Origin of the sequence: Streptomyces sp. Ac-502 (assembly GCF_045222935.1) — a bacterium.
GTDB classification, from domain to species: Bacteria; Actinomycetota; Actinomycetes; order Streptomycetales; family Streptomycetaceae; genus Streptomyces; species Streptomyces monomycini.
In genome coordinates, this window is record NZ_JBHFFO010000001.1 from 8963460 (window position 1) to 8986569 (window position 23110).

The following is a 23110-nucleotide window of genomic DNA, read 5'->3' on the forward strand; positions in this document are numbered from 1 at the left end:
CGAAGCCCTGCCCGCGACCTTTCTTCCCCGGCGCCCCGGGCGTGCGGTGCTTTCCGTGCCTGTGCCGCGCCCGGGCCCGCCCGGCGCGGCGACTCACCGGAAAGACGGCAGTGCCGCGGTGCCGCCGAGGGGCGTCCCCAACCAGTCGTTTCCCGGCCCGATCGAATGGTTCCGCCGGGTGCCCCGGCGGTGGTCCGCCGGGGCGTTCGGCGGATGCCGTCCGGGTGGCCAGAACCGTTGCTTGACGGCTGCCCGGCCCTCGGCAACTCTTGCAGCCGGATGCGGGATTTCCGGGCGCACTCGCGGCATCGCGTGGATTTCGTACCGCCGCACTTCCTGTCGCCGCGGGAACCGCAATGCCCGCGCGGCCGCTCGCACTTCCTTTTCCTGTCCATGGGCCGGCACCGGGAGGCAGAAGGGGGACGACAGCAGGTCCGGTCCCGCCGGTCCGTATGCGGTACAGACCGCGACGGAGGGTGTTTCACATGACCGCCGAACCGAGTTGGACCGGAGTCTTTTCCCACCGGGAGATCGAGCGCACCTACGCCATGCTCACCGTCCTCGAAGAGGAAGCCGACGCCGGACCCGACCGGCATTTCGGTCTGTGGCACGGCGCCGACGACCCGGCCTCCGTCGAGGAGGCCACCGGGCGGCTGACCGAACGGGTCCTGTCCCGGCTCGGGGCCGCCAGAGGCAGCCGGGTCCTGGACGTGGGGTGCGGCAACGGACGCCCCGCGGTACGGCTCGCACAGACCTCGGGCGCGAGCGTCGTCGGCATCGACACCGACGACCGGGCGCTGCGTGCCGCGGCCGCGTACGCCCAGCAGCTGGGGCTGGGCCACGCGGTGCGCTTCCAGCACGCGGACGCGCTGCGGCCGCCGTTCGAGGACGCCTCCTTCGACGCGGCACTGGCCTTCGAGAGCACGCCGCACTTCGACGTCGCGGAGCTGTACGGGGTGCTCGCCAGGGTACTGCGGCCGGGCGGCCGGCTGGTCGTCGAGACCCCGTACGTACGCGGACGGACGACCCGGGAACTGCTGGACCGCATCGGCCCCTACCTCAGCCTGCTGAACGCGGTGTCGCTGGACCCGCCGCACGTGCACCTGGCGGCGGCCCGGCAGGCCGGGCTGCACATCACCGAACTCTCGGATCTCACCGAGAGCGTACGGGGCTCCTCCAGCAGGCTGCTGGCTCGGCTGGAGAAGGCCGGCACCCGCCTGACGGACACGCTGGGGGCCGAACAGGCCGGCCGCCTCCTCGCGGCTTTCAGCGGCTGGGCCGAGGCTCCCGAGGTCGGCGCCATCCTCATGACCTTCACCAGGACGGAGCACTGACATGGCGGACGTGACCGTGGTCGGGGCCGTGTGATCGGTTCGGGAGTGGTCAGGGCCTGCGCCGCGGCCGGCCTGGAGGTAGCGGTGGGGAACCGCACCGAGTGGCGTGCCAGGGAAGCGGCGATCCTCAACTACCCGGACACCATCGGCACCGGCGCCCGCTTCACCGTCTACGGCGGCGCACCGGAGGACTCCGCCGAACTGGGCCCGGTGACCAGGCGCGTTCCGGCGCCTGCACGTCTACCTGCGGGCGCTGGTCGAGGCGGCCCGCGCCACACCCGGCGACAACGTCCCCGGCCACCTGGTCACCGCGCACGGAACCGGCCTGAGCGACGACGAACTCGCCGGCGCGGCCGAGGAGCTGATCCGTCACCTGTCGGTGGGGGCCTTCGGGACAGTCTTCCAGGCGACATGCGGCGGCTGCCGGGCCTCCGGCTGCGCGTTCCTCTCGTCGACCTGCGTTTCACGCCGCTGAACGCCGCGTACGGGGTGGAATCCCTGCCGGTGGACCGGTGGACCGGTGGACCGGTGGACCGGTGAACGCGGAGGCGCCCGGCCCGCACGGCGCAGCCCTTCGCGCCAGGCGGGCGACGAAGGGCTGCGGGCCGGTGCGGCGGGAGAACGCGTGGTGGGAACCGGGTGGCGAGCGGTCAGCGCACCCAGTGGTGGTAGAAGTGCTTGTGCTTCTCCAGGTCGCTGACCTTCTTGTGCGAGACGGCTCCGGACTCGCCGATGGTCACGCCGTCCGGCCCGCCGGCGTTCACGGCCTGCTGGTAGGCGGCCTGGTAGTGGCTGGCGGTGTGGTGGTGCAGGTGCTTGCCCCCGCCACCGGCGGTGGCGGCTGCCGCGGGAGTGGCGGCGAGGAATCCGGCGGCGATGATGCCGACGGCGGTTATCGCGGTGCGACGCATGGTCTCTCCTCTGAGAGGGGGATGTGTGAGTCGACTCTCACCCGGCCCGGCGCGCGCCGCACGCGGGAACCGGCGAACGGGTTGCCCGGGCGGAGCTACCGCCGCGTACGGTGACGGCCGGGCCTGCGGCCCCGCCGCTGGACGGCGGGTGCCGCCACCTGCCTGCCGTCCGTCCGTACCGGTGTCCGTCCCCGGGGGCCGCCTCGGCGGGAGGCGACGTTACGAAGGCCCGCCCACGCTGATGCCCGGTCCCTCGGGAGGAGCGTCCCGGTCGTGCGGCTTGAGTTCGATCTCGATGCGGTGGGTGCTCTCGCGGGACAGCGCCCCGCCGGCCTCGGCGGTGACCACACCGATCCGCAGGCCGCCCCTGCCGGAACCCTCACGGCGGACCTGCACGGCGAACTCCACGTTGACGCGGTCCACCAGGAACCGGAGCCTGCTGCGCTCACCCTCGCGCTGCGCCGTCTCCAACTCCTCCCGGATGCGGCCGATGACGTCGGCCAGACCGGCGGCCTCCGCGCCCTCGTCCCCGCCCCGTCCGCCCGGCCCGCCGTTCGCACCCATCACGGCCCTTTCGTCACACGGCGGGGAGCGGTTGTCACTGCCCGCGGCTATCGTTTCGGAGTATGAGGGAGCTCGGGGGAACTTCCAACCACTACTCAGGCGACGGATGTTGGCGGGTCCGGTTGTTCCAAGGGGGACACCGGGACGCCCCGCCGCTCGGCGCGGGCGTGCTGCTGCCCGGCGGGCTGGTGCTCACCTGCGCGCATGTCGTCCTGGCCGCCCGCCGGCCCGCCACGGCCGGCGGCCGTCCGGCCGGCCCGCCGGTGCCGCTGCCCGACGTGTACGCGGAATTTCCCGCTGCCCTGCCGGCGGGGCACCGGCCGGTCGCCGCGCAGGTGCTCACCCGTCATCTGCGCCCGCCCACCGCGCAGTTCGGCGCCGACATCGCGCTGCTGCGGCTGGCCGAGGAGCCGTCGGTGGAGCCCGCCGTGCTGCACCGGCAGGTCCCGGCGCTGGGTGAGCGGGTGCACACCGTCGGATATCCCAAGGACCTCCCGGGCGGCGAGCACATCACCGCCCGGCTCATGGGGCGCGGCGGGCCGGGCCGCTGCCCCGAGTGGGTGCAGCTCGACCCGGAGACGGCGCCCTACGTGGTCCGGCACGGCTTCAGCGGCAGCGGGGTGGTGCACGCCCGTACGCGGGGCGTCATCGGCATCCTGGTGCACCAGCACGGCACGGTGCAGTTCCCGGTGCCCTCCAGCCACGCGTACATGATCCCGACCGATACGGTCCTGGGGCACCTGGCCGACGAGCAGATCAAGCTGCACGCCACCGGAGCCCGCGCCGTGTCGGGCTCCATCCGGCTCGTCCCCGGCGCGGCCGACCGGGACCAGGCGCTCGGGCTGGGCCGCTGGATCGCCCGCTGGCTCGGCGACGGCGGACCCGCCGGGGGCCCGGCCACCGGCGTCGGCACGGGCAAGGGCACGTGCCGGGAGAGCGCAGCGGGACGGGCTGCCGGTACCGTCCCCGGCAGCCGGGCCGGTACGAACCTCGGGGCCCGGGCCGGTACGGATTCCGGGACCCGGGCCGGTTCGGGTTCCGGTGCCCGGGCCGGTACGGGCAAGGACCCGTACACCGGAGCGCGGCGGGAGACGTCGGCGTATCCGGACGGGAGCCGGGGCGCGCCCACCCTGGGACGCGGCTGCCAGGCCGGGACCGCGGAGCCCGTGGAGCTGGCCTTCGTCGCCGACGGCGACGCGGAGGCCCGGTCCGTCCTGCACTCGGCGCTCGTCCTGGCCGACCGGGAGCGCGGCCCGTGGTCGCTGCGGCGCGGCCGTGCGGCGGAGCCGCGGGCCGGCTCGATCGACCTGGCCCTGGACGCGACGGGCTGGACGGCCGAGAAGCTGGTCCGCCGTACCGCGGCCCGGGCGGGGGTGCCCGAGAGGGCGGAGCCGCCCGACACCACCGACGCCATGACCGCGCGGATCGCCGAGCAGGCCCCGCCCCTGTCCGCCGCCTTCCTCTCCGTCGACCGGGTCCGGTCGTCCGACGGCGAGATCATGGCGCTGCTGCACGCGCTGCTGGCGCGCGGCCACAGCCGGCTGCTGCTCGTCTTCCGCGGCCCGTGCTCGTCCCTGCTGGCCCGCGTCGTCGGTGAACTCCTCGACGAAGGCTGGGCCGACCGCCACGAGAAGGCCGTCGCCGCGCGGCTGAACGTCCTGGCGGACCTGGAGAGCCGGCACCGACGGCCGCGGACGAGGCAGTCGGCGGCCGCCGACGGGCACGTACCGGTTCAGCCCCGGCTCGCCGGCCGGCTGGCGGCGCTGCGCCAGGGCGGCACCCTGCGCAACAGCGCGGACGCCGCGTACCAGCTGTTCCGTGTCGGCATCGATGTCGAAGAGGCACTGCAACGTCTCGACCGGCCCCGCGCGCCGCGGGGGTACGTCGTCCTTCCGCCCGGCGACGGGCTGACCGACCTGCCGCACGTCACCGTCGGCGACCCGGACGCCCTTGTCGAGCCGGAACCTCCGCCGGACCCGCCCCCGCCGGTGTCGGGTCCGCCCGTACCGGTGCCGGACTCGTCCCTGCCGACGGCGGACCCGCCCCCGCCGGTGGCCCCCGAGCAGGCACCCGGCGCGTACCGTCCGTACCGCCCGCCGGACACCACACCGGAGACGGCCCTGGCGCCGATGACCGCTCCCGCGCCGATGACCGCTCCCGCGCCGATGACCGCTCCCGCGCGGCGGAACGCTCTCGTCCGCGGCCAGCAGTTGCACCAGCAGTACCAGGTCGTCGGCCGTCTCGGCCAGGGCAGCTACGGACAGGTCTACCTCGCCCGCGACCGGATGCTGGCCGGCCGGCCCGTGGCGCTCAAAGGGGTGCACGACCCCGACGACGAGCAGGCGGTGCGGAACGCCGTGCAGGAGCGCCTGCGGCTGGTCGGCCTCAACCACCCGTCGATCATCAAGGTCTTCAACTACGCCAAGGGGCCGGGATCCTCGGAGGACCAGCTCAGCTTCATCGTGATGGAGTTCGCCGACGGAGCGCCGCTGCGGTGGGTCGCCGAACAGATCGAGAAGCGCGTCGAGCCCTTCCACGACCACCGGGTGTACGAGTTCATCGCGGCCTACGGACTGCTCGTCCTGGACGCGCTCACCTACCTGCACGAGGAGCGCGGGCTGGTCTACGGCGACCTCTCGCTCACGAACGTGATCCACTGCGGTGCCGGCATCAAGCTCGTCGACGTGGCCGGCGTACGGCCGATCGGCACCTCGGGACCCGTCACGTACCCGGCGCCCGAGGCGCACGGGGCCGCCGGACTGACCGTCGCGGGCGATCTGTTCGCGGCCGGCGCCGTGCTGGAGGAACTGGTCGTCCGGGTGCCCGAGGCACCCCCGGGGCTCGGCACCCAGTCGCTGCGGAGGGTGCTGAACCGTGCCACGGGCGAGCTGCCGGAGGAGCGCTTCGCCACGGCCCGGGAGATGTCCGTCCAGCTCCGCGGCGTCCTGCGGGAGCTGCGCTCGCTGCGGCTCGGTGAGGAGGCGGCCTTCGAGCCGTCGGCGCTCTTCGCCCCGGTGCCCGCGGCGCTCGACGGCGAACTGGGCAAGGCCCCGCCGCTCGGCCAGTGGCGGACGGGCGGCAACGTCAAACGGGCGCTGCGGGCGGAGCCGCCGTTCCCCGCCGAGGTCGCCCTCGGCCTGCCGGTGCCCAAGCCGAGTGTGGCCGACGGCAACTGGACGGAACTCCACCGCACCTCCTACGACGACCCGGTCGGCCTGCTCCAGCTCAGCGACGCCTGGAAAGAGTCCCCGGAGAAGGCGCTGCTGCACTGCCGGCTCCATCTGGAGATCGCCCGCGACCACCCGGAGGAGGCCGTCTCCGAGCGGGCCGCCGCCGAGGCGGAGCTGGCCCGGGCCCGTACCTCCGTCGGCGAACTGGCCGAGTTCGACTGGCGGCTGTACTGGCACGAGGGGCTGCTGCACCTCGTGCACGACCGGGTGGACGCCGCGCGGGCCTGCTTCGACCTGGTCAACGAGGCGATCCCGGGGGAGTACGCGCCGAAACTGGCCCTCGGCTACTGCCACGAGGTCCTGGCCGACCCCAAGGAGGCCGTGGCCCTGTACGGCGCGGTGTGGCACCGCAACCACGCCCTCGGCGGCGCCGCCTTCGGCCTGGCCCGCATCCACCTGGCCACCGGCAAGCCCCAGCTCGCCCTCGACTGCCTCGAAGCCGTGCCCGCCGACTCGCGGCACCGCACCGCCGCCCGTACGGCCATGGTCCGCATCCTCGCCGCCCCGCCCGCCGACGGCAGCCCGCCGACCGTCGCCGCGGCCCGGCAGGCCTGGGTTGCTCTGCACCGGCTCACCCGGAAGGAGGGGCTGACCGACCGGCACGCCCAGGACCGGCTCCGCGCCGACCTCCAGGAGCTGCTGCTCCTGCTCGTGACGGCGGCGCCCGCCGGCGCCCGGCCCGGCCCGCTGGACGCGTTCTGCGCGGAACCCGACATCCAGGCCGAGAAGATCCCCGTCCCGCCGACGGAAGACGTACTGCGCGAGCAGCTCGCCGCCTGCTACCGGCGGCTCCTGGACCAGATGCCGCCCGCCGAACGGGCCCGTGACCGGGACCTGGCCAAGGCGCTGCTCGACAACTCGTACCACACCCGCCCCATGGGCACCTGGCATCGGCGCGGTGACCAGTCCCCCGCCGACGGGACCGCTGGAAGCGTTTCCGGCTCGACGGCAGGGGCCTCCAGACGTACGAGGACACCACGACCGAGGGGCCGGGATGAATCACGACGACGGCCCCCGGCCAGGCCCGCGACGGCCCGGCCGGGGCGATCCAGGACCCGCGGGCCCCGCACCCGCCGACGCCCGGCCCGCCGAGCACGGCGGGAAGGACTCCGGCGCGCGGTCCGGGGACCGCGGGAGGTGGCGGGGACCGGGCCGTGCGCTGTGGCACTGGTCGGCCGGCCGCGACGCGGGCGGCGCGCTGCGGCCCACCGGGAAGTTCCTGTTCAGTCGCATGGTGCTGCTGCCCGCCCTGATGTTCACGGTGCTCGCCCTCGCGGGGACGGCGTACTTCGACGTCCACCGCCGTACCGAAGAGCTGCGCGACCGCTACGCCCCCGCGCTGGTCGAGCTGGCGCACGCCCGGGTGTCGCTGGTCCTCGCGCAGCAGGAGGCCGAACAGCGGCTCGGCACCGGCGACGACGACCCCCCGCCGCAGACCGCCCTCGTCGGGCTCGGCGAGCGCTATCCGTCCCTGGTGACCAAGGCGTCGCAGAGCCTCAACAACACCGTGCAGACCGGAGCGCTGAGCAGGGCGCAGGAGCAGGTGGTCCGCGTGGTGTCGGGCCTGGTCAGCGCCTACGACGGCTGGATCGACTGGGCCGGCGGTCACCACGACAGCGCGCCGCTGCGCAAGGCGGGCATGGACTACGCGGCAGATCTGCTGCGCACCGGCCCGACCGCCGTGCTCCAGCGCATCGACGTCCTGGAGAAGGACCTGCGCGCCGCCGTGACCGACCGAGGAGACCGCCACACCGTGCTCGCCGTCACGGCCTCGGTCGCGCTGCCGGCCACGCTGCTCCTCGTCTTCGTCTTCGTCGGCCTGCTCGACTTCGTACGGGCCGGCCTGCGGGTCCGCGGCCCACTGCTGGTGCTGTACGCACTGCCCGTCCTGCTGGTGCTCGTGGTGCTGTCGTCCGGTGTCGCCGCACAGCAGCGGGCCCAGCGGGACGTGGAGCGTTCCGTGTCACGGATCGGACAGATCACCGTGCCCCGCCCGTCCGGCGACGGCACGCGGCAGGCCGGCTCGTCGCGCGGGCCCGACGCCGCGATCGACCGGGCGGACGCCGCACTCGCCGAGAGGCTGCGTGGCACCCACCCGGACGGGTGGGCGCGGGCGTCCGTACTGGCCCTGTCCGTCGGCGCGGCGGGTGCCGTGGGCTGCGGCCTCACGCTCCGCCGGTACGGCAGGGAACACTGGAAGATCGACTGGGGGAAGGCATGAGAAGCACGCGCCGGCTGCTGCGCCCGGCCCTGGCCTGCTGCCTGCTGATCACGACCGCCCTGGCGTCGGCGGGCTGCTCCACCGGGCAGGACCGGACGGTGGTGGTCCTGGGCCCCTGGACGGACGGCGAGGAGACTCCGTTCGTCGGGATGCTGAAGGAGATCGGCAGACGCACGGGACAGTCGTACGAGTACGAGGGCACCCGCTCCCTGCGGGAGACCCTGTCGGCCCAGCTGCGCACGAAGACACCACCCGACGTGGCGATCCTCAACGGCCTGGGCGAGCTGGCCGAGTACGCGCGCGACGGCGACGCCAAGATACTGGCGGACGACGTGGCGGGATCGGCGCTGGGGCCGTGGGCGCAGCAGATCACGCTGGAGGACGCGACGGGGGAGCGGCGGCGGCATTCGTACTGGGTGCCGGTGCGGGTGGACCTCAAGAGCATCGTCTGGAGCCGCCCCGGCGACCTCAAGGCGGCCGAGAACCCCCGCTGGTGCCTGGGCATGGCGTCGGGCGCCACGTCCGGCTGGCCGGGTACGGACTGGATCGAGGACCTGCTGCTCCAGAAGTACGGCGCGAACGTGTACGAGGACTGGGCCACCGGCAAGCTGCCCTGGACCAGTCCGCAGGTGAGGTCGGCGTGGCAGGCGTGGCGGGACGTGCTCGCACAGGACGGGCCCAAAGCAGCCGAAGAGGCGATATCAACCGAATTCGAGAGCCTGGGCGGCGGCCGGTACGGACTCCTGAACAGCGGCAAGTGCACCCTGGAGCACCAGGGGTCCTTCATCCGCCGGCACTACGGCGACGACGTGCTGCCCGCCCCCACCCGAACGTTCGTCCCCGGGCTGCCGGCCGGCCCCGGGCGTTCGAGGTCTCCGGCGACATGGCGGCCGTCTTCCGGCCGAGCGACGCCGCCTGGGACCTGCTGCGGGAGCTGACCTCGCAGCCGGCCCGTGACGTGTGGGCCCGGACGGCGAAACCGGAGGAGCGCCCGCTGTTCCCCGACCGGAGCACGGGCGGGGGCCGGCTCTCGGCCGGCACCGCCGCGGTGCAGAAACTCTTCGACGCGGCGGACGAGATCTGTTTCGACGCGTCCGACGCCATGCCGTCGACCTTGCGGGGCGCGTTCCAGCGGGCCGTACTGGAGTTCTTGCAGGACCCGCGGGACCCCGGCTTCCTGAAGAAGCTGCTGGTGCAGTTGGAGGCCGAACGGCTGATGCAGGACCGGGCCGGGGCGTTCGCATTGGATCACCTGTGCGGCGACCCCGGCGACTGACGGTCCGGCGGCGGGCGCCGCGGCGGCGGCCGTCTGCGCGCCGTGCGCAGTTGGACCGCGGCACCGCCGTCGCCGGCCGGGGTCCCCCGTAATGATCTTTCTTCCGGGCGGGGCCGGTACCGATGCGGCAGGGTTCGCGTTTTCTTCGTACCATTCACGTGTTTGCCGAGGGAAATGGTGCGGTCAGTGCAGGAACGGGCGGTCAAGACCCGAGAGGCTATTCTCCGGGCGGCTTCCGAGGTGTTCGACGAGTTCGGATTCAGCGGCGCGAGTGTCAGCAAGATCATGAAGCGGGCGGGGGTCACCCAGGGCGGCATGTATTTCCACTTCCCGTCCAAGATGGCGCTCGCGCATGCCGTGATGGTCGAGCAGGGAGACGGACTGGAGCTGCCGTCCGGGGAGGACGGCCTGCAACGGCTGATCGACACCACGCTGTACCTCGCCGGGCAGCTGCAGACCAATCCGGCGCTGCGGGCCGGGGTGCGGCTGGCGATCGAACAGGGCGAGTTCGGTGTCCAGGACGACGCTCCGTACCAGTACTGGGTGCAGGAGTTCGCCGGTCAGCTGAGCGCCGCCCGGGACAAGGGGGAGCTGCTGCCGGAGGTGGACGTGGACGAGCTGGCCTGGGTGCTGGTCAGCTCCTATTCCGGCACCCAGCTGCTGTCGCAGATCTCCACCGGCCGGGCCGACCTGCACCAGCGGATCACCACCCTGTGGCGGTACCTGCTGCCGGGGATCGCCGTACCCGCCCTCCGGCCGCTGCTCACCTTCGAGGAGCAGCAGGACGGCACGGTCGCCTGACCGCCCGGCCGCCTGACCCCCTGACCGCCCGGCACCGCGGCCACCGCCCTACTTGAGGCCGCTGAGCATGACACCCCTGATGTAGTACTTCTGCAACAGGAGGAACAGAAGAAGCACGGGCAGCACACTCATCATGAGCCCGGCCATCATGACGGGCACCATGCGGTTCGGATCCAGATAGCTCTGCAAGGTCTGGATGCCCACGGGCAGCGTCATCAGACGGGGATTCGCGGTCGATACCAGCAGCGCCCAGATGTACTCGTTCCAGGCGCCCACGAAGGTGAGCAGCGCGAGGGTCACGGCCACCGGCTTGGTCTGCGGTACGACGATGCGCCACCACACCGTGAACTCCCCGGCACCGTCGATCCGGGCCGCCTCCAGCATCTCGTCCGGTACGGAGACGATGAACTGCCGCATCAGGAAGATCCCGAACCCGGACACCAGGAACGGCATGACCAGCGCGGCGAGGCTGACCGTCAGCCCCGCGCCGCCGTCCCCGAGCAGTCCGTTGCCGCCCGCCAGCGGCCAGTGCACGAGGATCAGGAAGTGCGGGATGAAGAAGACGAACGGCGGGAACATCATCGTCGCCAGCACCAGCCGGAAGATCAGGTCCCGGCCGGGAAAGCGCAGCTTGGCCAGGGCGTACCCCGCCAGGGAGGACGTCAGCAGCACCGAACCGGTGATCACGGCGGTGGCCACGACGCTGTTGCGGAACAGCAGCGGCAGATCGAGCCGGACGAACGCCTCCCGGTAGTTGGACAGCTCGAAGGCTTCCGGAAGGAAGCGGTACGGGAGCCTGCCGTACTCGCCCGCCCCCTTGAACGAGGTCAGCAGCATGTCCAGGAACGGTACGACCGTCACCACCGCGCCCACACCCACCAGCAGGTACGACAGCCACGGGAAGCGCCTGCGCCGTCTCACGCGTCCTCTCCCTTCCGCCGGAACAGCCACAACTGCACCAAAGTGATCACCAGGATCAGGACGAACAGCACGAGGGCCGCCGCGCTCGCCGAACCCCAGTCCCCGTACTTGAACGCCCGCTGGTACATCTCCAGGGCGGCGACACTGGTCGCGTCGCCCGGCCCGCCCTCGCCGGTCATCACGATGATCAGCGCGAACGACTGGAGCCCGGTGATGAACTGGGTCACGCACACGAACAGCAGCGACGGCCGCAGCAGCGGCAGCGTGATGCGCGTGAAGACGGTGAACTGCCCGGCCCCGTCCAGCTCCGCCGCCTCGTAGTAGGAGCGCGGGATCGCCTTCAGGCCCGCGGTGAGGACGAGGATCGCGGAGCCGAGGGAGGCCCACGCCTGGACCACCACGATCGACGGCAGCGCCGTCGCCGGGTCCTGGAGGAAGGCCACGGAGCGCAGGCCGAGCGCGTTGAGCACCCCGTTGACCAGGCCGCCCGGCTCGTACATGTACTTCCACACATTGCCGACCGCGACCACGGTGGTGACGATCGGCAGGAAGTACAGCGTCCGCCACAGGCCCTGGAAGCGCAGGTTGGTGATGCAGTGGGCGACCAGTACGGCGCCGGTCAGCGCCAGGACGACGGTGCCCAGCGCGTACAGCAGCGTGTTGCTCAGGACCGGCGTCAGGAAGGACGAGCCGCGGGCGAAGAGGGCGGCGAAGTTTTCCGTGCCCACCGGCCGTATGTCGGCGAGATCGAAGCCCGCCCAGCGGGACAGCGACAGCAGCACCGCGAAGAGCAGGGGCAGGACGAGGAAGACCGCGAAGAAGAGCAGACTGGGCGTGAGGAAGAGATAGGCGACGACGGTCTGCCGACGGCGGCGCCGGTGCGCGGCGGCGCGGGCGCGGCTGCCGGCCGCCCGTACGGCCTCCCGCCCGCCGTCCTCGTCACCGCGGCGCAGGGCGTCGGTGCCGGCCCTCCCGCCGCCCCCGTCCTCGTCCGCGCTTCCGACCGTAGTCGCCATGCAGCACCAGCCTTTCGGGACGGGCGGGCCGACGGGTGGGGGCCCGAGGGGCGGGGCGTGGGGTCAGCGGGAGAGCTCCTGGTCGACCTGGTGTACGGCGTTGCGGACAGCGTCGTCCGGTGACAGGCGGCCGGTCCACATCTGCTCGATGTTCTTGCGCAACAGCGCCTTCGCCTTCTGCGCGCGCGGCCCGTTCGGCTCCGGCGTGGCGTAGTCCAGCGCGTCGACGAACGGGCCCAGGTTCGGGTCGCCGCCGGCGGCCAGCAGCCCCCGCATGTCGCGGCTGCGCCCGGTCATCGTGCCGACCGACATCTGCAGGACGCTCATACGGGTGGCGCGCACCGCGGCGGCCCGGCCCGCCCGCGGGCCGGCCGGCACCACCTCGTCGTTCAGCCAGCGCAGGAACTCCCAGGCCTCCCGCGGATACCGGCTCTTGGCGTTGACGCCCAGCAGGAAGCCGGTGGTGACCGTGCCCCGGTTGCCGGGCGCGGGCCCCGGGACCGGCGCCACCGCGACATCGCGGTAGTCCCGTCCCATGGTCTGCTTCAGGCTGCCGGTCCACCAGCCGCCGCTGACCGCCATCGCCACCCGCCCCGCGGGGAAAGCCTTCATCAGGTCGATGCCGGGGTCGCTCGCGCCCCGGTCGATCAGCCGGCGCTCCAGCGCGAAGACGGCCCGGCCGGCGGGGGAGTCGAGGGCACTGCGTGCGCCGTCCGCCTGGAGGAACGATCCGCCGCGGGAGGCCAGCAGCGCCAGCGTCTGGTTCACCACGGTCGCGTCGTCGGTCCGCGACAGCCCGAAACCCTGTACGAGCGTGTTGCCGTGCCGGTCGCGCCGCGCGGTCCGGTACGCGGTCTCCTCCAGCTCCCGCCAGGTGCGCGGCGGCCCGTCCACCCCGGCCGCGCGCAGCAGCCGCTTGTTGTAGTACAGCGCGTAGGACTGCACCTCCGTGGGATAGCCGATGATCCGGCCGCGCACCGAGGCCGCCCGGACCGCGGCGCGGGCGAAGCCACGATCGATGCGGGCGGCGTCTTCGGGCGGCGCCGGCCGCACCACCCCGGCCTGCGCCAGCTGCCCGGCCCACAGACTGTACGGGTGGATGATGTCCGCGCCCTGCCCCGCGGCCTGCCGGACCATCAAGGTGGTCAGCAGATCCTGGAAACGGACCGCCGTGGTCCGCACGTGCACCCGGTCGTGCCCGGCGTTCCAGGAGTCGACCGCCCGTTGCAGCGCCGACTTCAGCGGCTCCGTCGCATAGTGCGACAGCAGCGTCAGCACGACCGGGTCGCCGGGGCGGCCGCTCCCGCTCCGGTCCGGGGCGCCGCAGCCCGCCGCGGTCACCGCCGCTCCCGCCAGCCCCGCCAGCACCCGGCGCCGCCTCATGGCCGTCCCTCCCGCCGTAGGATCTCGAACGTACGGGTCGTGACGAACCCCGCCGACCTGTACAGCCGCCCGGCCGGGCTCCGCTCGCCCGTCCACAGGAACCACGCGCCGTGCGCGCCCGCCGCCCGCATCCGCTCCAGCGTCAGGTGCAGCAGTACCTTGCCCAGGCCGGTGCCGCGCTGGTCCGCCCGCACCCCGAACGGCCCGAACCGTTCGGCCAGCCCCTCGTACGCCCCGTGCATCGCCCAGCCCACGACCCGGCCCGACGGGTCGTGCGCCGTCACGATGCGGTCCAGCGGCGCCCCGCCCTCCAGGGCGCGGCGGATCGCCCACGGCCAGTCGGGGCCGAACTCGTCCCCGGCCAGCCGCAGCAGCCCCACCAGATCGTCGTCCCGCGGCGTGCCGAAGCGGTAGCCCTCGGCGGTCAGCGCGGCGGCCCGCTCGCGCACCGCGTCGGGCATCCGGTGGCCGACCAGCCCGAGATCCATCGCGACGGCCTCGCCCCGGGGCCGGAAACCCAGCTTCGCCAGCAGCCGGGCGGCGTCCGGGTAGGCGGCACGGTCCAGGCCGGGCAGGAAGTAGTGCGGTGTGTACGAGGCGAAGTCCACCCGGGTACGGCCGTGCCCGGCGAGCCAGTCGAGCACCCCGGTGAGCAGCCGGCGCCCGAGCCCGGCACGGCGGACGGCCGGGTCCACGAAGAAGAACGGGACCCAGCCCTGCTCCGGTTCCAGATCGCCGCCGGCCGTCGGGACGGTCCGGCGCACCCCGTACGCGGCCCCGACCACCGCACCGTCCCGCACGGCCACGTGCAGACCCGCCGGATCGAAGTTCGGGTCGAGCAGCACCTGAAGGCGGAAACGTTCCGGCGTCACGGGGTCGTACGGAGCGCCGCGGGCCCACGCGGCGACGAGCGGGGCCACGTCCCCGGGGGCGAACGCGCGGACGTGCCCCGCGCCCGCGTGCGGCGTGGCGTGGTCCATCGGCGTCCTCTCGTCCGCGTCCCTGACGGGTCCCAGGCCCATGGTCCCGGCCTCGCGTCCAGGCTCCAACACCTTCCGCACCCCGGGCTTCAAGACGTGCGCGCCGACGGCGATCGGTCCCCGTCAATCCCCCGGTTGGCCCGCTCCGGGGCCCCGGCGAGGGGCCTGCGCGCCGGCCGGCCCCGGATCAGGGCGTGCCCAGGTTCAGGACGTGGCCAGGATCAGGGCACGACCCGGATCAGGGCGTGACCAGGATCTTCCGGCCCTGGCCCGCCTTGAAGCGGTCCAGCGCCTCCGCGTACCGGTCCAGGGGCAGCCGGTCGCTGATGAAGACGTCCGGGTCCAGGACGCCCGCGGCGAAGAGTTCGGCGGCCCGTTCGTAGCTGTGCAGGACCGCCATCGAACCGGTGATGGTGATCTCCTGGTTGTAGATCCGGTACGGCTCGATCACGGCGCGCGCCGCGTAGTCGGAGACACCGAACTGGAGGAACGTACCGCCCTTGCCGACGCGGCCCAGCGCGTCCTGGATGGCGCGCTCGTTACCGGTGGCGTCGATGACCACGTCCCAGCCGCGCGGCCGGTCCAGCTCGTCGGCGGAGACCGCCGCGTCGCCGCAGCCGAGCTGCCGCGCGGTGGCCAGCCGCTGCGGATTGACGTCGACGACGTCGACGCCCGCCGCCCCGGTGCGCTTGGCCAGTTCGAGCATCATCAGCCCCATGGTGCCGGACCCGTAGATCAGCACATGGGTGCCGAGCTGCTGCGAGCGCAGGATGTCGTAGCCCCGTACGGCGCAGGACAGCGGTTCGATGAGCGCCGCGTCCTCGGTCCGTACGTGCTCGGGCAGCTTGACGCAGTTCGCGGCCGGCACGACGGCGAACTCGGCGGCGCCGCCGGCCGTGGTCACCCCGATGGCGGCCCACCGTTCGCACAGGTTGTTGCGGCCGATGCGGCAGTAGTGGCACGCGTAGCAGTACAGGGAGGGGTCGACGGCGACCCGGTCGCCCTCGGCCGGCCCGGTGACCTCGGCCCCGGTGGCGACGACCGTGCCGGCGAACTCGTGTCCGGGCACCACGGGCAGCGTCGGCGCGAACTCGCCCTGGAGGATGTGCAGATCGGTACCGCACAGCCCGCAGCCCGCGACGTCCACGACGACTTCCCGCGGCCCGGGCGCCGGATCGGCGACGGTGGTGACCTCGACCCGGCCCGGGGCGCTGATGACTGCGGCCTTCATTTCACGGCTCCTAGCGAGAGGCCCTGGACGAGCTTGTCCTGGGCGGCGAATCCGGCGGCGAGCACCGGCAGGGAGATGACGGTGGCGGCGGCGCACACCTTGGCCAGGAACAGGCCCTGGCTGGTCACGAACCCGGTCAGGAAGACCGGTGAGGTCCCGGCGACGATGCCGGTGAGCACCCGGGCGAACAGCAGTTCGTTCCAGCTGAAGATGAACGAGATCAGCGCGGTGGCCGCGATGCCGGGCAGCGCGACCGGCGCGACGATGCGCACCAGCGTCGTCGGCAGCCCGGCACCGTCGATGGAGGCCGCCTCCAGCATCTCCACCGGCACCTCGGCCAGGAAGGACCGCATCATCCACACCGCGATCGGCAGGTTCATCGAGGTGTACAGGATGACGAGCAGCCAGATGCTGTCCAGCATCCGGGTGTTCTGCGCGATCAGGTAGACCGGCAGCAGCCCGGCCACCAGCGGCAGCATCTTGGTGGACAGGAAGAAGAACAGCACGTCGCTCCACTTGCGCACCGGCTTGATGGAGAGCGCGTACGCCGCCGGGACGGCGAGCGCCAGCACCAGCAGGGTGGAGGCGACCGAGGCCGTCAGGGAGTTGATCAGCGGCGGCCAGGGGCTGATGCCGGTGCCCGCCCCGAAGAACTCGCGGTAGCCGTGCAGCGTCAGTCCGGCGCCGACGCCCGGCGGGTTGGTCGCCGCGTCCGTCTCGCTGTGGAAGGAGGTGAGAACCATCCACGCCACCGGCAGGAAGAAGGCGATGCCGCAGAGCCAGGCCGCCAGGCCCAGCAGACTTCCGGTGCGCCGCCGTCGCCGTTCGGCGGGTGCGGTACCCCGTACCGTGCTCGCGCTCATCGGGTGACCTCCTCACGGAGCAGGGACGAGACGGTGCGCAGCGCGAACGTCGCCACCAGCAGGGAGCAGACGACGACCACGACGCCTTGCGCGGAGGCCCGTCCGTAGTCGTGGGCCTGGTAGAAGGTCTGGTAGATGGTGTACGGGAGGTTGGCGGTGCCCAGGCCGCCCGAGGTGATGGTGAACACCGCGTCGAAGTTCTGCACCACGTAGACGGTGCCGAGGAGGGCGGCCAGTTCCAGGTAGCGGCGCAGGTGGGGGAGGGTGAGGTAGCGGAACACGTCGAAGGCGGAGGCACCGTCGACCCGGGCCGCCTCGACCGCGTCGGCGGGCCGGCTCTGCAACCCGGCCAGCAGGATCAGCATCATGAACGGCGTCCACTGCCAGATCAGCGACACCTCGACGGCCGCCAGCGGTGAGGCGGTCATCCAGTCCGGCTGCGGCGGGTCGGCGCTGCCGAACAGCTTCCATATCCAGGTGAGCGTGCCGTTGATCAGGCCGTACGAGGCGTTGTAGAGCGCGTGCTTCCACAGCAGCGCGGCGGCGACCGGCACGACCAGGAACGGGGTGATCAGCATCGTACGGACGACGCCGCGCCCCCAGAACGTGCGGTCCAGCAGCAGTGCGAGGCCGAGGCCCAGGACGAGGCTGACCAGGACCACGGTCACGGTCAGCAGGACCGTGGTCCAGATGGCCGAGCGCATCGCGGGATCGGTGAAGACGGCCTTGTAGTTGTCGAGGGCCGCGAAGCCCTTGTTGTCGGGGGCCAGCGCGTTCCACCGGGTGAAGGAGATGACGACGGTGGCGACGAAGGGCAGTTGGGTCACCACCACCAGGAAGACCAGGGCAGGCAGCAGCGGGGCGCGACGGGCCCAGCCCGCGGCGCGTCGGGCGGTTCCCGCGCCCCCGCGGGGGCGTGCCGCACCGCTCGGCCGCCGGGTGTCGCTCCGGCCGCCGGGCTCGTCGCGCGTCTCAACGCTCTTGGTAGGCACGGGCCACCTCCTCTGCCAGCCGCTGGCTCTTGTCGAGCGCCTCGGACACGCTCTGCCGTCCCGCGATCGCCGAACTGACCTCGTGGGAGACCTTGGTGCCCAGGTCGGAGAACTCGGGGATGCCGACGAACTGGATGCCGGGCGCGGGCCGCGGCTGCACCCCGGGATCGTCGGGCCGGGCCGAGCTGATCGCGTTCTTCGTCGCGGCGGCGAACGCCCCGCTGTGCCGCAGGTAGTCGGGGTCGCGGTAGGTGGAGGCGCGCTTGCCGGCCGGCACCTTCGACCAGCCCAGCCGCTCGCCCACCAGCCGCTCGTACTCCTTGCCGGAGGCCCAGGAGATGAACTTCCAGGCCGCGTCCTGATGGGTGCTGGCCTTCTGCACGCCCCACGCCCAGGTGTAGAGCCAGCCCGAACTCGCGGTCCGCTCGACCGGCGCGGGCGCGTAACCGACCTTCCCGGCGACCTTGGAATCACCGCTCTCCAGCGAACCGGCGCCGGCGGTCGCGTCGTACCACATGGCGACCTTGCCCTGCTGCATGTCGTTCAGGCACTCGGTGTACCCGGCCTGCGGGGCGCCCGCCTGCCCGTGCGTACGCAGCAGGCCGACGTAGAAGCGGGTGGCGGCGGTGAACTCCGGGCTGTTGACCCGGGCCTGCCAGTCCTTGGTGAACCAGGTGCCGCCGAAGGTGTTCACGACCGAGGTCAGCGGCGCCGCGAGCTGCCCCCAGCCGGGCTGACCGCGCAGGCAGATGCCCTTCATGTCCGGGCGGGCGCCGTCGAGCTTCGCGGCGAGCGCCGCGACCTGCTTCCAGGTGGGTTTCGCGGGCATCGTCAGCCCCAGGTCCCGCAGCACGTCCTTGCGGTACATCAGGAAGGACGACTCCCCGTAGAACGGCTGCGCGTAGACCTTCCCGTCGGCCGCGGTCAGCGACTTCCGTACGGGGGCGAGCAGGTCGGCTTCGTCGTACCCGGTGTCCCGCGCGGCCCGGTCGCCGAGTGGGGTCAGCCAGCCGTTGCGGGCGTAGATGGGCGTCTCGTAGTTGCTGAGGCTGGCCACGTCGTACTGGCCGGCCTGGCTGGAGAAGTCCTGGCTCATCTTGTCGCGCAGGTCGTCCTCGGGCAGCACGGTGTAATTCACCTTGATGCCGGTGTTCTTGGTGAAGTGCTCGGCGGTCAGCCGTTGCAGGTCCGCCATCTGCGGGTTGTTCACCATGAGGACGTTGATCGTGTCCCGTCCCTCGTTGCCCAGGGCGCCGGCGCCCCGGTAACAGCCCCCGAGGGCCAGGGAGACGGCCGTCACGACGGCCGCCAGGCCCAGCGGACCACGCCGTCCGGTCGGTGGGAAGAACCGCCGTGGCCGGCCGGTCCTTCCGGGAGATCGTGCTCGCACGGCTCGACACCTCTCTGCTGGGGGCTGTGGGAAAAGGCCGGGAACGCTCCGAAGGTGCGGCCCGGGGCGCGCGACGGCGCGGGTCCGCGCGCACGACGGACCGCGCGCCCGGAGCGCACGCCTGTACGGGACGGCGCGCGCTCCTCGCGCGGGGTGCGTGTACGGCGCGTGGTGCGTGTGGTGTGCGTGTGGTGTGCGTGTGGCGCGTACCGGCGTCAGACCCGCAGGACCTGCGGGCCCAGCAGGGTGTACCGATGGGCCTCAGGCGCGGACAGCCCGGTGTCCGTGACGATCGTGTCCAGATCCCGTACGGCGGCGAACTTGCAGAAACTGCTCGCCCCGAACTTGCTGTGCACCCCGATCAGCACCCGCCGCCGCGACGACCGCACGGCCTGCGCCTTCACATCGGCGACGGCCGGGTCGGGAGTGGTCAGGCCGTGTTCCCGCGACACCCCGTTCGCGCCGAGGAACGCCAGGTCGATGACGAACCCGGCGAGCATGTCCCGGGCCCAGGAACCCACCGCCGCCTGGGTGCCGGACCGCACCCGCCCGCCGAGCAGCAGCACGGTGGTCGTGTCGGACGCGGAGACCAGCGACGCGGTGCGCAGCGAGGAGGTCACCACCGTCAGCGGCCGGTCGGTGGGCAGCAGCATCGCCAGCAGCTCCGGCGTGTACCCCTCGTCGACGAACACGGTCTCGGCCTCGCCGACGAGCTGCGCCGCGGCCGCCGCGATCCGCCGCTTCTCCGCCACCTGCTGGGTCTCCCGCCGGGCCAGCGTCGTCTCGAAACCCGCGCTCTCCACCGGGTACGCGGCCCCGTGGGTGCGCCGGACCAGTCCGCGCCGCTCCAGCTCGCTCAGGTCCCGCCGGACGGTCTCGCGCGCCACCCCGAACTCCCCGGCGACGTCCGTGACATCCACCCGGCCCGCCTGGCGGGCCAGGACGAGGATGCGGTGCTGGCGTTCCTCGGCTCTCACGGCGCACTCCTGCTCGGTTCCCTCGGTTCCACGGCGTTCCGTTCGGTCATCGTCCTGCCCGTTTCTGCCCGGCACCAGGTTTATAGCAAGCAGAAGGGCGCGTTCCGATGCCCGTCATGGCGTAAAATCCGCCCGCTTCGGCCCGCTCGTGCCCCGCCGTCACGGGCCACGGCGGCGCGCCCCGGCCCGTTCGCCTCCGCGGCGCGCCCGTTCTCCGGTACACGGACTCCGGCCCCGGTACGCGGACGCACCCGATCCGGCCCGTGACGCACCGCCGGGAACCGCTCAAGGCCGCCCATGGCTGCCCGGGGGCTCAGCCCAGCACCAGCCGCTCCGTGTCGAAATCCGCGACGATCTCCAGCCGGCCGCTCAGGGCCGCCACGTAGGCAGCGAGGGTGTGCACTTCGACGCTGCCCGGTCCGCCCTCCTCGACCGCCGCCACCCGCGCGGCCGGAACGCCCATCCGCACGGCGAGCTGCTCCTGCGTCAGCCCCCGGTGGCGGCGTACCGACGCCAGCCGCCGCCCCCGGTTCCGCGCCATGAGCAGCGCCGCGCCGCGATGCCGCTCCTCGTCCCGGCCGGGGTACCAGCCGCGGAGGAGGCCCCGGCCGCCGCAGAAGGTCTCGTCCTCCGCGCCGGGCTCCCGGCCCGCCGACTTCCGTCTTGCCAGGCGCTCGCGGGCCAGCGGCACGGCGTACTCGTACCACTCCCACCACTGCGCACGGTCCGCGGCCACGGCGAGCAGCACCACGGCCTCGGCGGCTCCGGCGTCCCTGTCGGCCTCCCCGGTCTCGACGGTGCACAGCACCCGCAGATCCCGGCCCGTCAGTGCGCGGAGCCGCAGCTCGTACAGCTCCGTCTTCGGTGGCCGGTCGCCCAGCGGCTCCTGGAGCGCACGCTCCAGCCGTTCGGCCTCGGCGACCATGTCGCGGGCCGTGAGGCGGGCCCTGACGACCGCGCCGTCCGCCGCGGCGCACGAAGCCGCGTCCGCGCCGGTCTCCCCGTCCGCCGCACCGCACGCCTCGTGGACGTCCTGCTGGGCACGCCCGGCCTGCTGGACGGCCTCCACCGCGGCTCTGCGGGACCGGAAGATGTCGACCTGGTTCTGCACCCGGCGGCTGATCCCGAGCAGAGCGGCCTCCCGCTCGCGGACGTCGGCACGCGACTGGCCGAGCAGCACCTGCTGCTGCCGCACCGCCGTCCAGCGGTCCTGCGCCTGCTGGGCGAGATCCCTCTGGCCCGACGCGGCGGCCTGTGCCCCCTGGTCGGCGAGTCGCCGGGCCTGTCTCGTCAACTCGGTGATGCGGTGGTCGAGTCGGCGGTGGCACAGGGCCACCTCGGCCACCGCCTGCCGCACCTTCAGCAGCAGGGTGAGCTGGCGCTGGTACCAATAGTCCAGGGCCTCCCGCGGCTCGCCCGCCCGTAGGGCCGCCCCGACCGGTACCACCAGGGAGGGCCCAGCCGCGTACCCTGCTCCAGGAGCGCGGTGACCGCCTCCCCGACGAGCCGGGCCGCCCGGACGTCGTCGTGGCGCAGGGCGTTCAGCCGGCTCCGTGCCTCACGTGCCATCACCAGCCGGTACGTCATACGGCCTCACTCCCCGACAAGTCCCGCACGGGCCAACGGTTTCCACTGTGCCGCCCGCGCCCGGCCGCTGTCCCGGCATCGAGGCAGGCCGGGACGGCCGGGCCGTGGGCGGCGGTCAGAGGCCGAGGTCGTCGACCACGGTGGAGGCCGGGACGCTCAGGATGCCGTCGAAGGCTTCGGCCACGGGGGTCTGCACATAGCCGCTCTGCATACGGATGCGGTCCGGACCGCCGGAGCCGTCCGTGCCCCGCAGTTCCCGCAGTCCGGCGAGACCGATGCCGGAACCGAGCCCCGCCTCCTCGAAGGCCGCCTCGACGCTGCCGGGTTCCGGCGTGCCGAGCGCGGTGTCCTCGACGCGGAAGCCGAAGGCGGTGTTCTCGTCCAGGTGCATCTCGGCGGTCCGGCCGCGCACGCTGGTCATGCCGAGGGCGAAGTAGTCCTCGCCCAGCGCGTGGCTCAGGTGCAGGCCCATGGGGAGCCCCGTGAGACGGCCGTCGAACGAGATCGTCGTCCGCTGGATGTGGGCGTTGTGCGCGGGGAGCACGACGCGCGTGCCGGGCGCCGAGCGGTCCAGGAGCCACCGGACCGAGTCGGCCATGAACACCTCACGGGACGAGGTGTCGGCCGGTGAGCCGCCGCCCGCGTACAGCGCGGCCATGGCGCGGAACTGGTGGTCGGTGTGGCACGCCGCCTCGGCGCGGTGCAGCGCGATGTCGTACTCGCGTCGGCCGCCGCGCTCGACGTACAGCGGTTCCATGGCGCGCAGCCGGATACGCAGGCGGGTCAGCGTTGCGCACAGGGCGTCCTGCTCGTCGGTGCCCAGCTGGGACCAGGCGGGTGCGGCGAGTGCCATGGAGGTGGCGCCGAACCGTTCGGCGGTCTTCATGGCGTCCTGCACGAGCGGCAGGCCGTCCGGATCGACCTCGCGGAGGTATGCGGCGAGCGGCGCCAGGGCCGGGAGCAGGGAGCCCCCGGCCGCGGGGACGTCGACACCGGTGAACCGTACGGGCAGGGTCGCGGTCCGGTTGTAGCGGCGCAGCCAGTGCAGCGGCCCCGACAGCCCGATGGGAATGGTCGCCGCGGTCTGCCGTGCGAAGTCCTCCTCAACGCCCTGCCCTTGGACCCACGCGTCCAGCGCGAAGCCTTCGCTGAAACCGAACTCGAAGGCCAGGGCGGTGAAACCGCAGCGCTGCACGAGGAAGCGCAGCACCCGCTCGCGTGCCAGGCCGAACTCCTCGATGAAGTGGGAGTTCTCGCCGAGCGCGACGACCCGCGCGTCACCGATGAGCGCCCGCAGCGGCTCCAGGTCGTCCAGCGGCTCCTCGGGGTCGAGGGTGCGGAGCACGGTGGTCCGTTCGCGGAGCCGGCCGGCGAACCGGCTCCCGGCGCCGCCGTCGGTCGCCTGGTGCTGATCATGGTGGGTTTCGGGCATC

At 73.1% G+C, this 23110-nt stretch carries 18 protein-coding genes; 5 read left to right on the plus strand and 13 right to left on the minus strand.

Annotated elements, in window-relative coordinates; genetic code table 11:
* Positions 1-485 precede the first annotated feature (485 nt).
* Both ACEXOX_RS40805 and ACEXOX_RS40810 read left to right on the plus strand, forming a co-directional pair.
* Positions 486-1334 carry an SAM-dependent methyltransferase gene (locus ACEXOX_RS40805; protein ID WP_406525723.1) on the plus strand — a complete coding sequence of 283 codons (849 nt, stop codon included), beginning with the start codon at positions 486-488 and terminating at the stop codon, positions 1332-1334.
* A gap of 411 nt (positions 1335-1745) precedes the next feature.
* Positions 1746-1874, plus strand: coding sequence for a hypothetical protein (locus ACEXOX_RS40810; RefSeq protein ID WP_406525724.1), 129 nt, complete (start codon positions 1746-1748; stop codon positions 1872-1874).
* 110 nt (positions 1875-1984) lie between these two features.
* Here the strand turns inward: ACEXOX_RS40810 and ACEXOX_RS40815 are convergent, their stop codons facing one another.
* Complete coding sequence (locus ACEXOX_RS40815; RefSeq protein WP_406525725.1) at positions 1985-2245, minus strand: hypothetical protein; 261 nt, start codon at positions 2243-2245, stop codon at positions 1985-1987.
* A 219-nt stretch (positions 2246-2464) separates the two neighbouring features.
* Positions 2465-2809, minus strand: a complete 345-nt coding sequence (locus ACEXOX_RS40820) for a trypco2 family protein (protein ID WP_406526633.1) — start codon at positions 2807-2809, stop codon at positions 2465-2467.
* A gap of 122 nt (positions 2810-2931) precedes the next feature.
* Here ACEXOX_RS40820 and ACEXOX_RS40825 point away from each other — a divergent pair, with 122 nt between their 5' ends.
* The 3 genes from ACEXOX_RS40825 to ACEXOX_RS40835 all read left to right on the plus strand — a co-directional run bounded on the left by ACEXOX_RS40825 (position 2932) and on the right by ACEXOX_RS40835 (position 10337).
* The gene (locus tag ACEXOX_RS40825) at positions 2932-9198 is read left to right on the plus strand and encodes a tetratricopeptide repeat protein (protein ID WP_406525726.1); all 6267 of its coding nucleotides are present in this window, start codon (positions 2932-2934) and stop codon (positions 9196-9198) included.
* Positions 9144-9536 (plus strand): hypothetical protein, encoded by a 393-nt coding sequence (locus ACEXOX_RS40830; protein WP_406525727.1) that lies wholly within the window; start codon positions 9144-9146, stop codon positions 9534-9536. The genes ACEXOX_RS40825 and ACEXOX_RS40830 overlap by 55 nt, the downstream gene beginning before the upstream one ends.
* A gap of 174 nt (positions 9537-9710) precedes the next feature.
* On the plus strand, positions 9711-10337 hold the full coding sequence (locus ACEXOX_RS40835; protein ID WP_406525728.1) for a ScbR family autoregulator-binding transcription factor: 627 nt from the start codon (positions 9711-9713) through the stop codon (positions 10335-10337).
* A 48-nt stretch (positions 10338-10385) separates the two neighbouring features.
* Here ACEXOX_RS40835 and ACEXOX_RS40840 read toward each other — a convergent pair whose 3' ends face one another.
* The 11 genes from ACEXOX_RS40840 to ACEXOX_RS40890 form a co-directional block, all read right to left on the minus strand.
* Positions 10386-11258 (minus strand): carbohydrate ABC transporter permease, encoded by an 873-nt coding sequence (locus ACEXOX_RS40840; RefSeq protein WP_406525729.1) that lies wholly within the window; start codon positions 11256-11258, stop codon positions 10386-10388.
* The gene (locus ACEXOX_RS40845; RefSeq protein WP_406525730.1) at positions 11255-12274 is read right to left on the minus strand and encodes a carbohydrate ABC transporter permease; all 1020 of its coding nucleotides are present in this window, start codon (positions 12272-12274) and stop codon (positions 11255-11257) included. The genes ACEXOX_RS40840 and ACEXOX_RS40845 overlap by 4 nt, the downstream gene beginning before the upstream one ends.
* A gap of 63 nt (positions 12275-12337) precedes the next feature.
* The gene (locus ACEXOX_RS40850; protein ID WP_406525731.1) at positions 12338-13657 is read right to left on the minus strand and encodes an extracellular solute-binding protein; all 1320 of its coding nucleotides are present in this window, start codon (positions 13655-13657) and stop codon (positions 12338-12340) included.
* The gene (locus tag ACEXOX_RS40855; RefSeq protein ID WP_406525732.1) at positions 13654-14679 is read right to left on the minus strand and encodes a GNAT family N-acetyltransferase; all 1026 of its coding nucleotides are present in this window, start codon (positions 14677-14679) and stop codon (positions 13654-13656) included. Before ACEXOX_RS40855 ends, ACEXOX_RS40850 begins: the two co-directional genes overlap by 4 nt.
* A gap of 196 nt (positions 14680-14875) precedes the next feature.
* Entirely contained in the window at positions 14876-15868 is a 993-nt protein-coding gene (locus tag ACEXOX_RS40860; RefSeq protein ID WP_406525733.1) for a zinc-dependent alcohol dehydrogenase family protein, read from the minus strand.
* Positions 15865-16731 carry a carbohydrate ABC transporter permease gene (locus tag ACEXOX_RS40865; RefSeq protein WP_406525734.1) on the minus strand — a complete coding sequence of 289 codons (867 nt, stop codon included), beginning with the start codon at positions 16729-16731 and terminating at the stop codon, positions 15865-15867. Before ACEXOX_RS40865 ends, ACEXOX_RS40860 begins: the two co-directional genes overlap by 4 nt.
* Positions 16728-17723 carry a carbohydrate ABC transporter permease gene (locus tag ACEXOX_RS40870; protein ID WP_406525735.1) on the minus strand — a complete coding sequence of 332 codons (996 nt, stop codon included), beginning with the start codon at positions 17721-17723 and terminating at the stop codon, positions 16728-16730. The genes ACEXOX_RS40865 and ACEXOX_RS40870 overlap by 4 nt, the downstream gene beginning before the upstream one ends.
* Positions 17704-19023: an ABC transporter substrate-binding protein gene (locus ACEXOX_RS40875; RefSeq protein ID WP_406525736.1), complete on the minus strand. Its 1320-nt coding sequence runs from the start codon at positions 19021-19023 to the stop codon at positions 17704-17706. The genes ACEXOX_RS40870 and ACEXOX_RS40875 overlap by 20 nt, the downstream gene beginning before the upstream one ends.
* A 305-nt stretch (positions 19024-19328) precedes the next feature.
* Positions 19329-20090 carry a DeoR/GlpR family DNA-binding transcription regulator gene (locus ACEXOX_RS40880; protein WP_030018608.1) on the minus strand — a complete coding sequence of 254 codons (762 nt, stop codon included), beginning with the start codon at positions 20088-20090 and terminating at the stop codon, positions 19329-19331.
* A 313-nt stretch (positions 20091-20403) separates the two neighbouring features.
* Positions 20404-21537 (minus strand): helix-turn-helix domain-containing protein, encoded by a 1134-nt coding sequence (locus tag ACEXOX_RS40885; protein WP_406525737.1) that lies wholly within the window; start codon positions 21535-21537, stop codon positions 20404-20406.
* 255 nt (positions 21538-21792) lie between these two features.
* Entirely contained in the window at positions 21793-23109 is a 1317-nt protein-coding gene (locus ACEXOX_RS40890) for an erythromycin esterase family protein (RefSeq protein ID WP_406525738.1), read from the minus strand.
* Position 23110 lies beyond the last annotated feature (1 nt).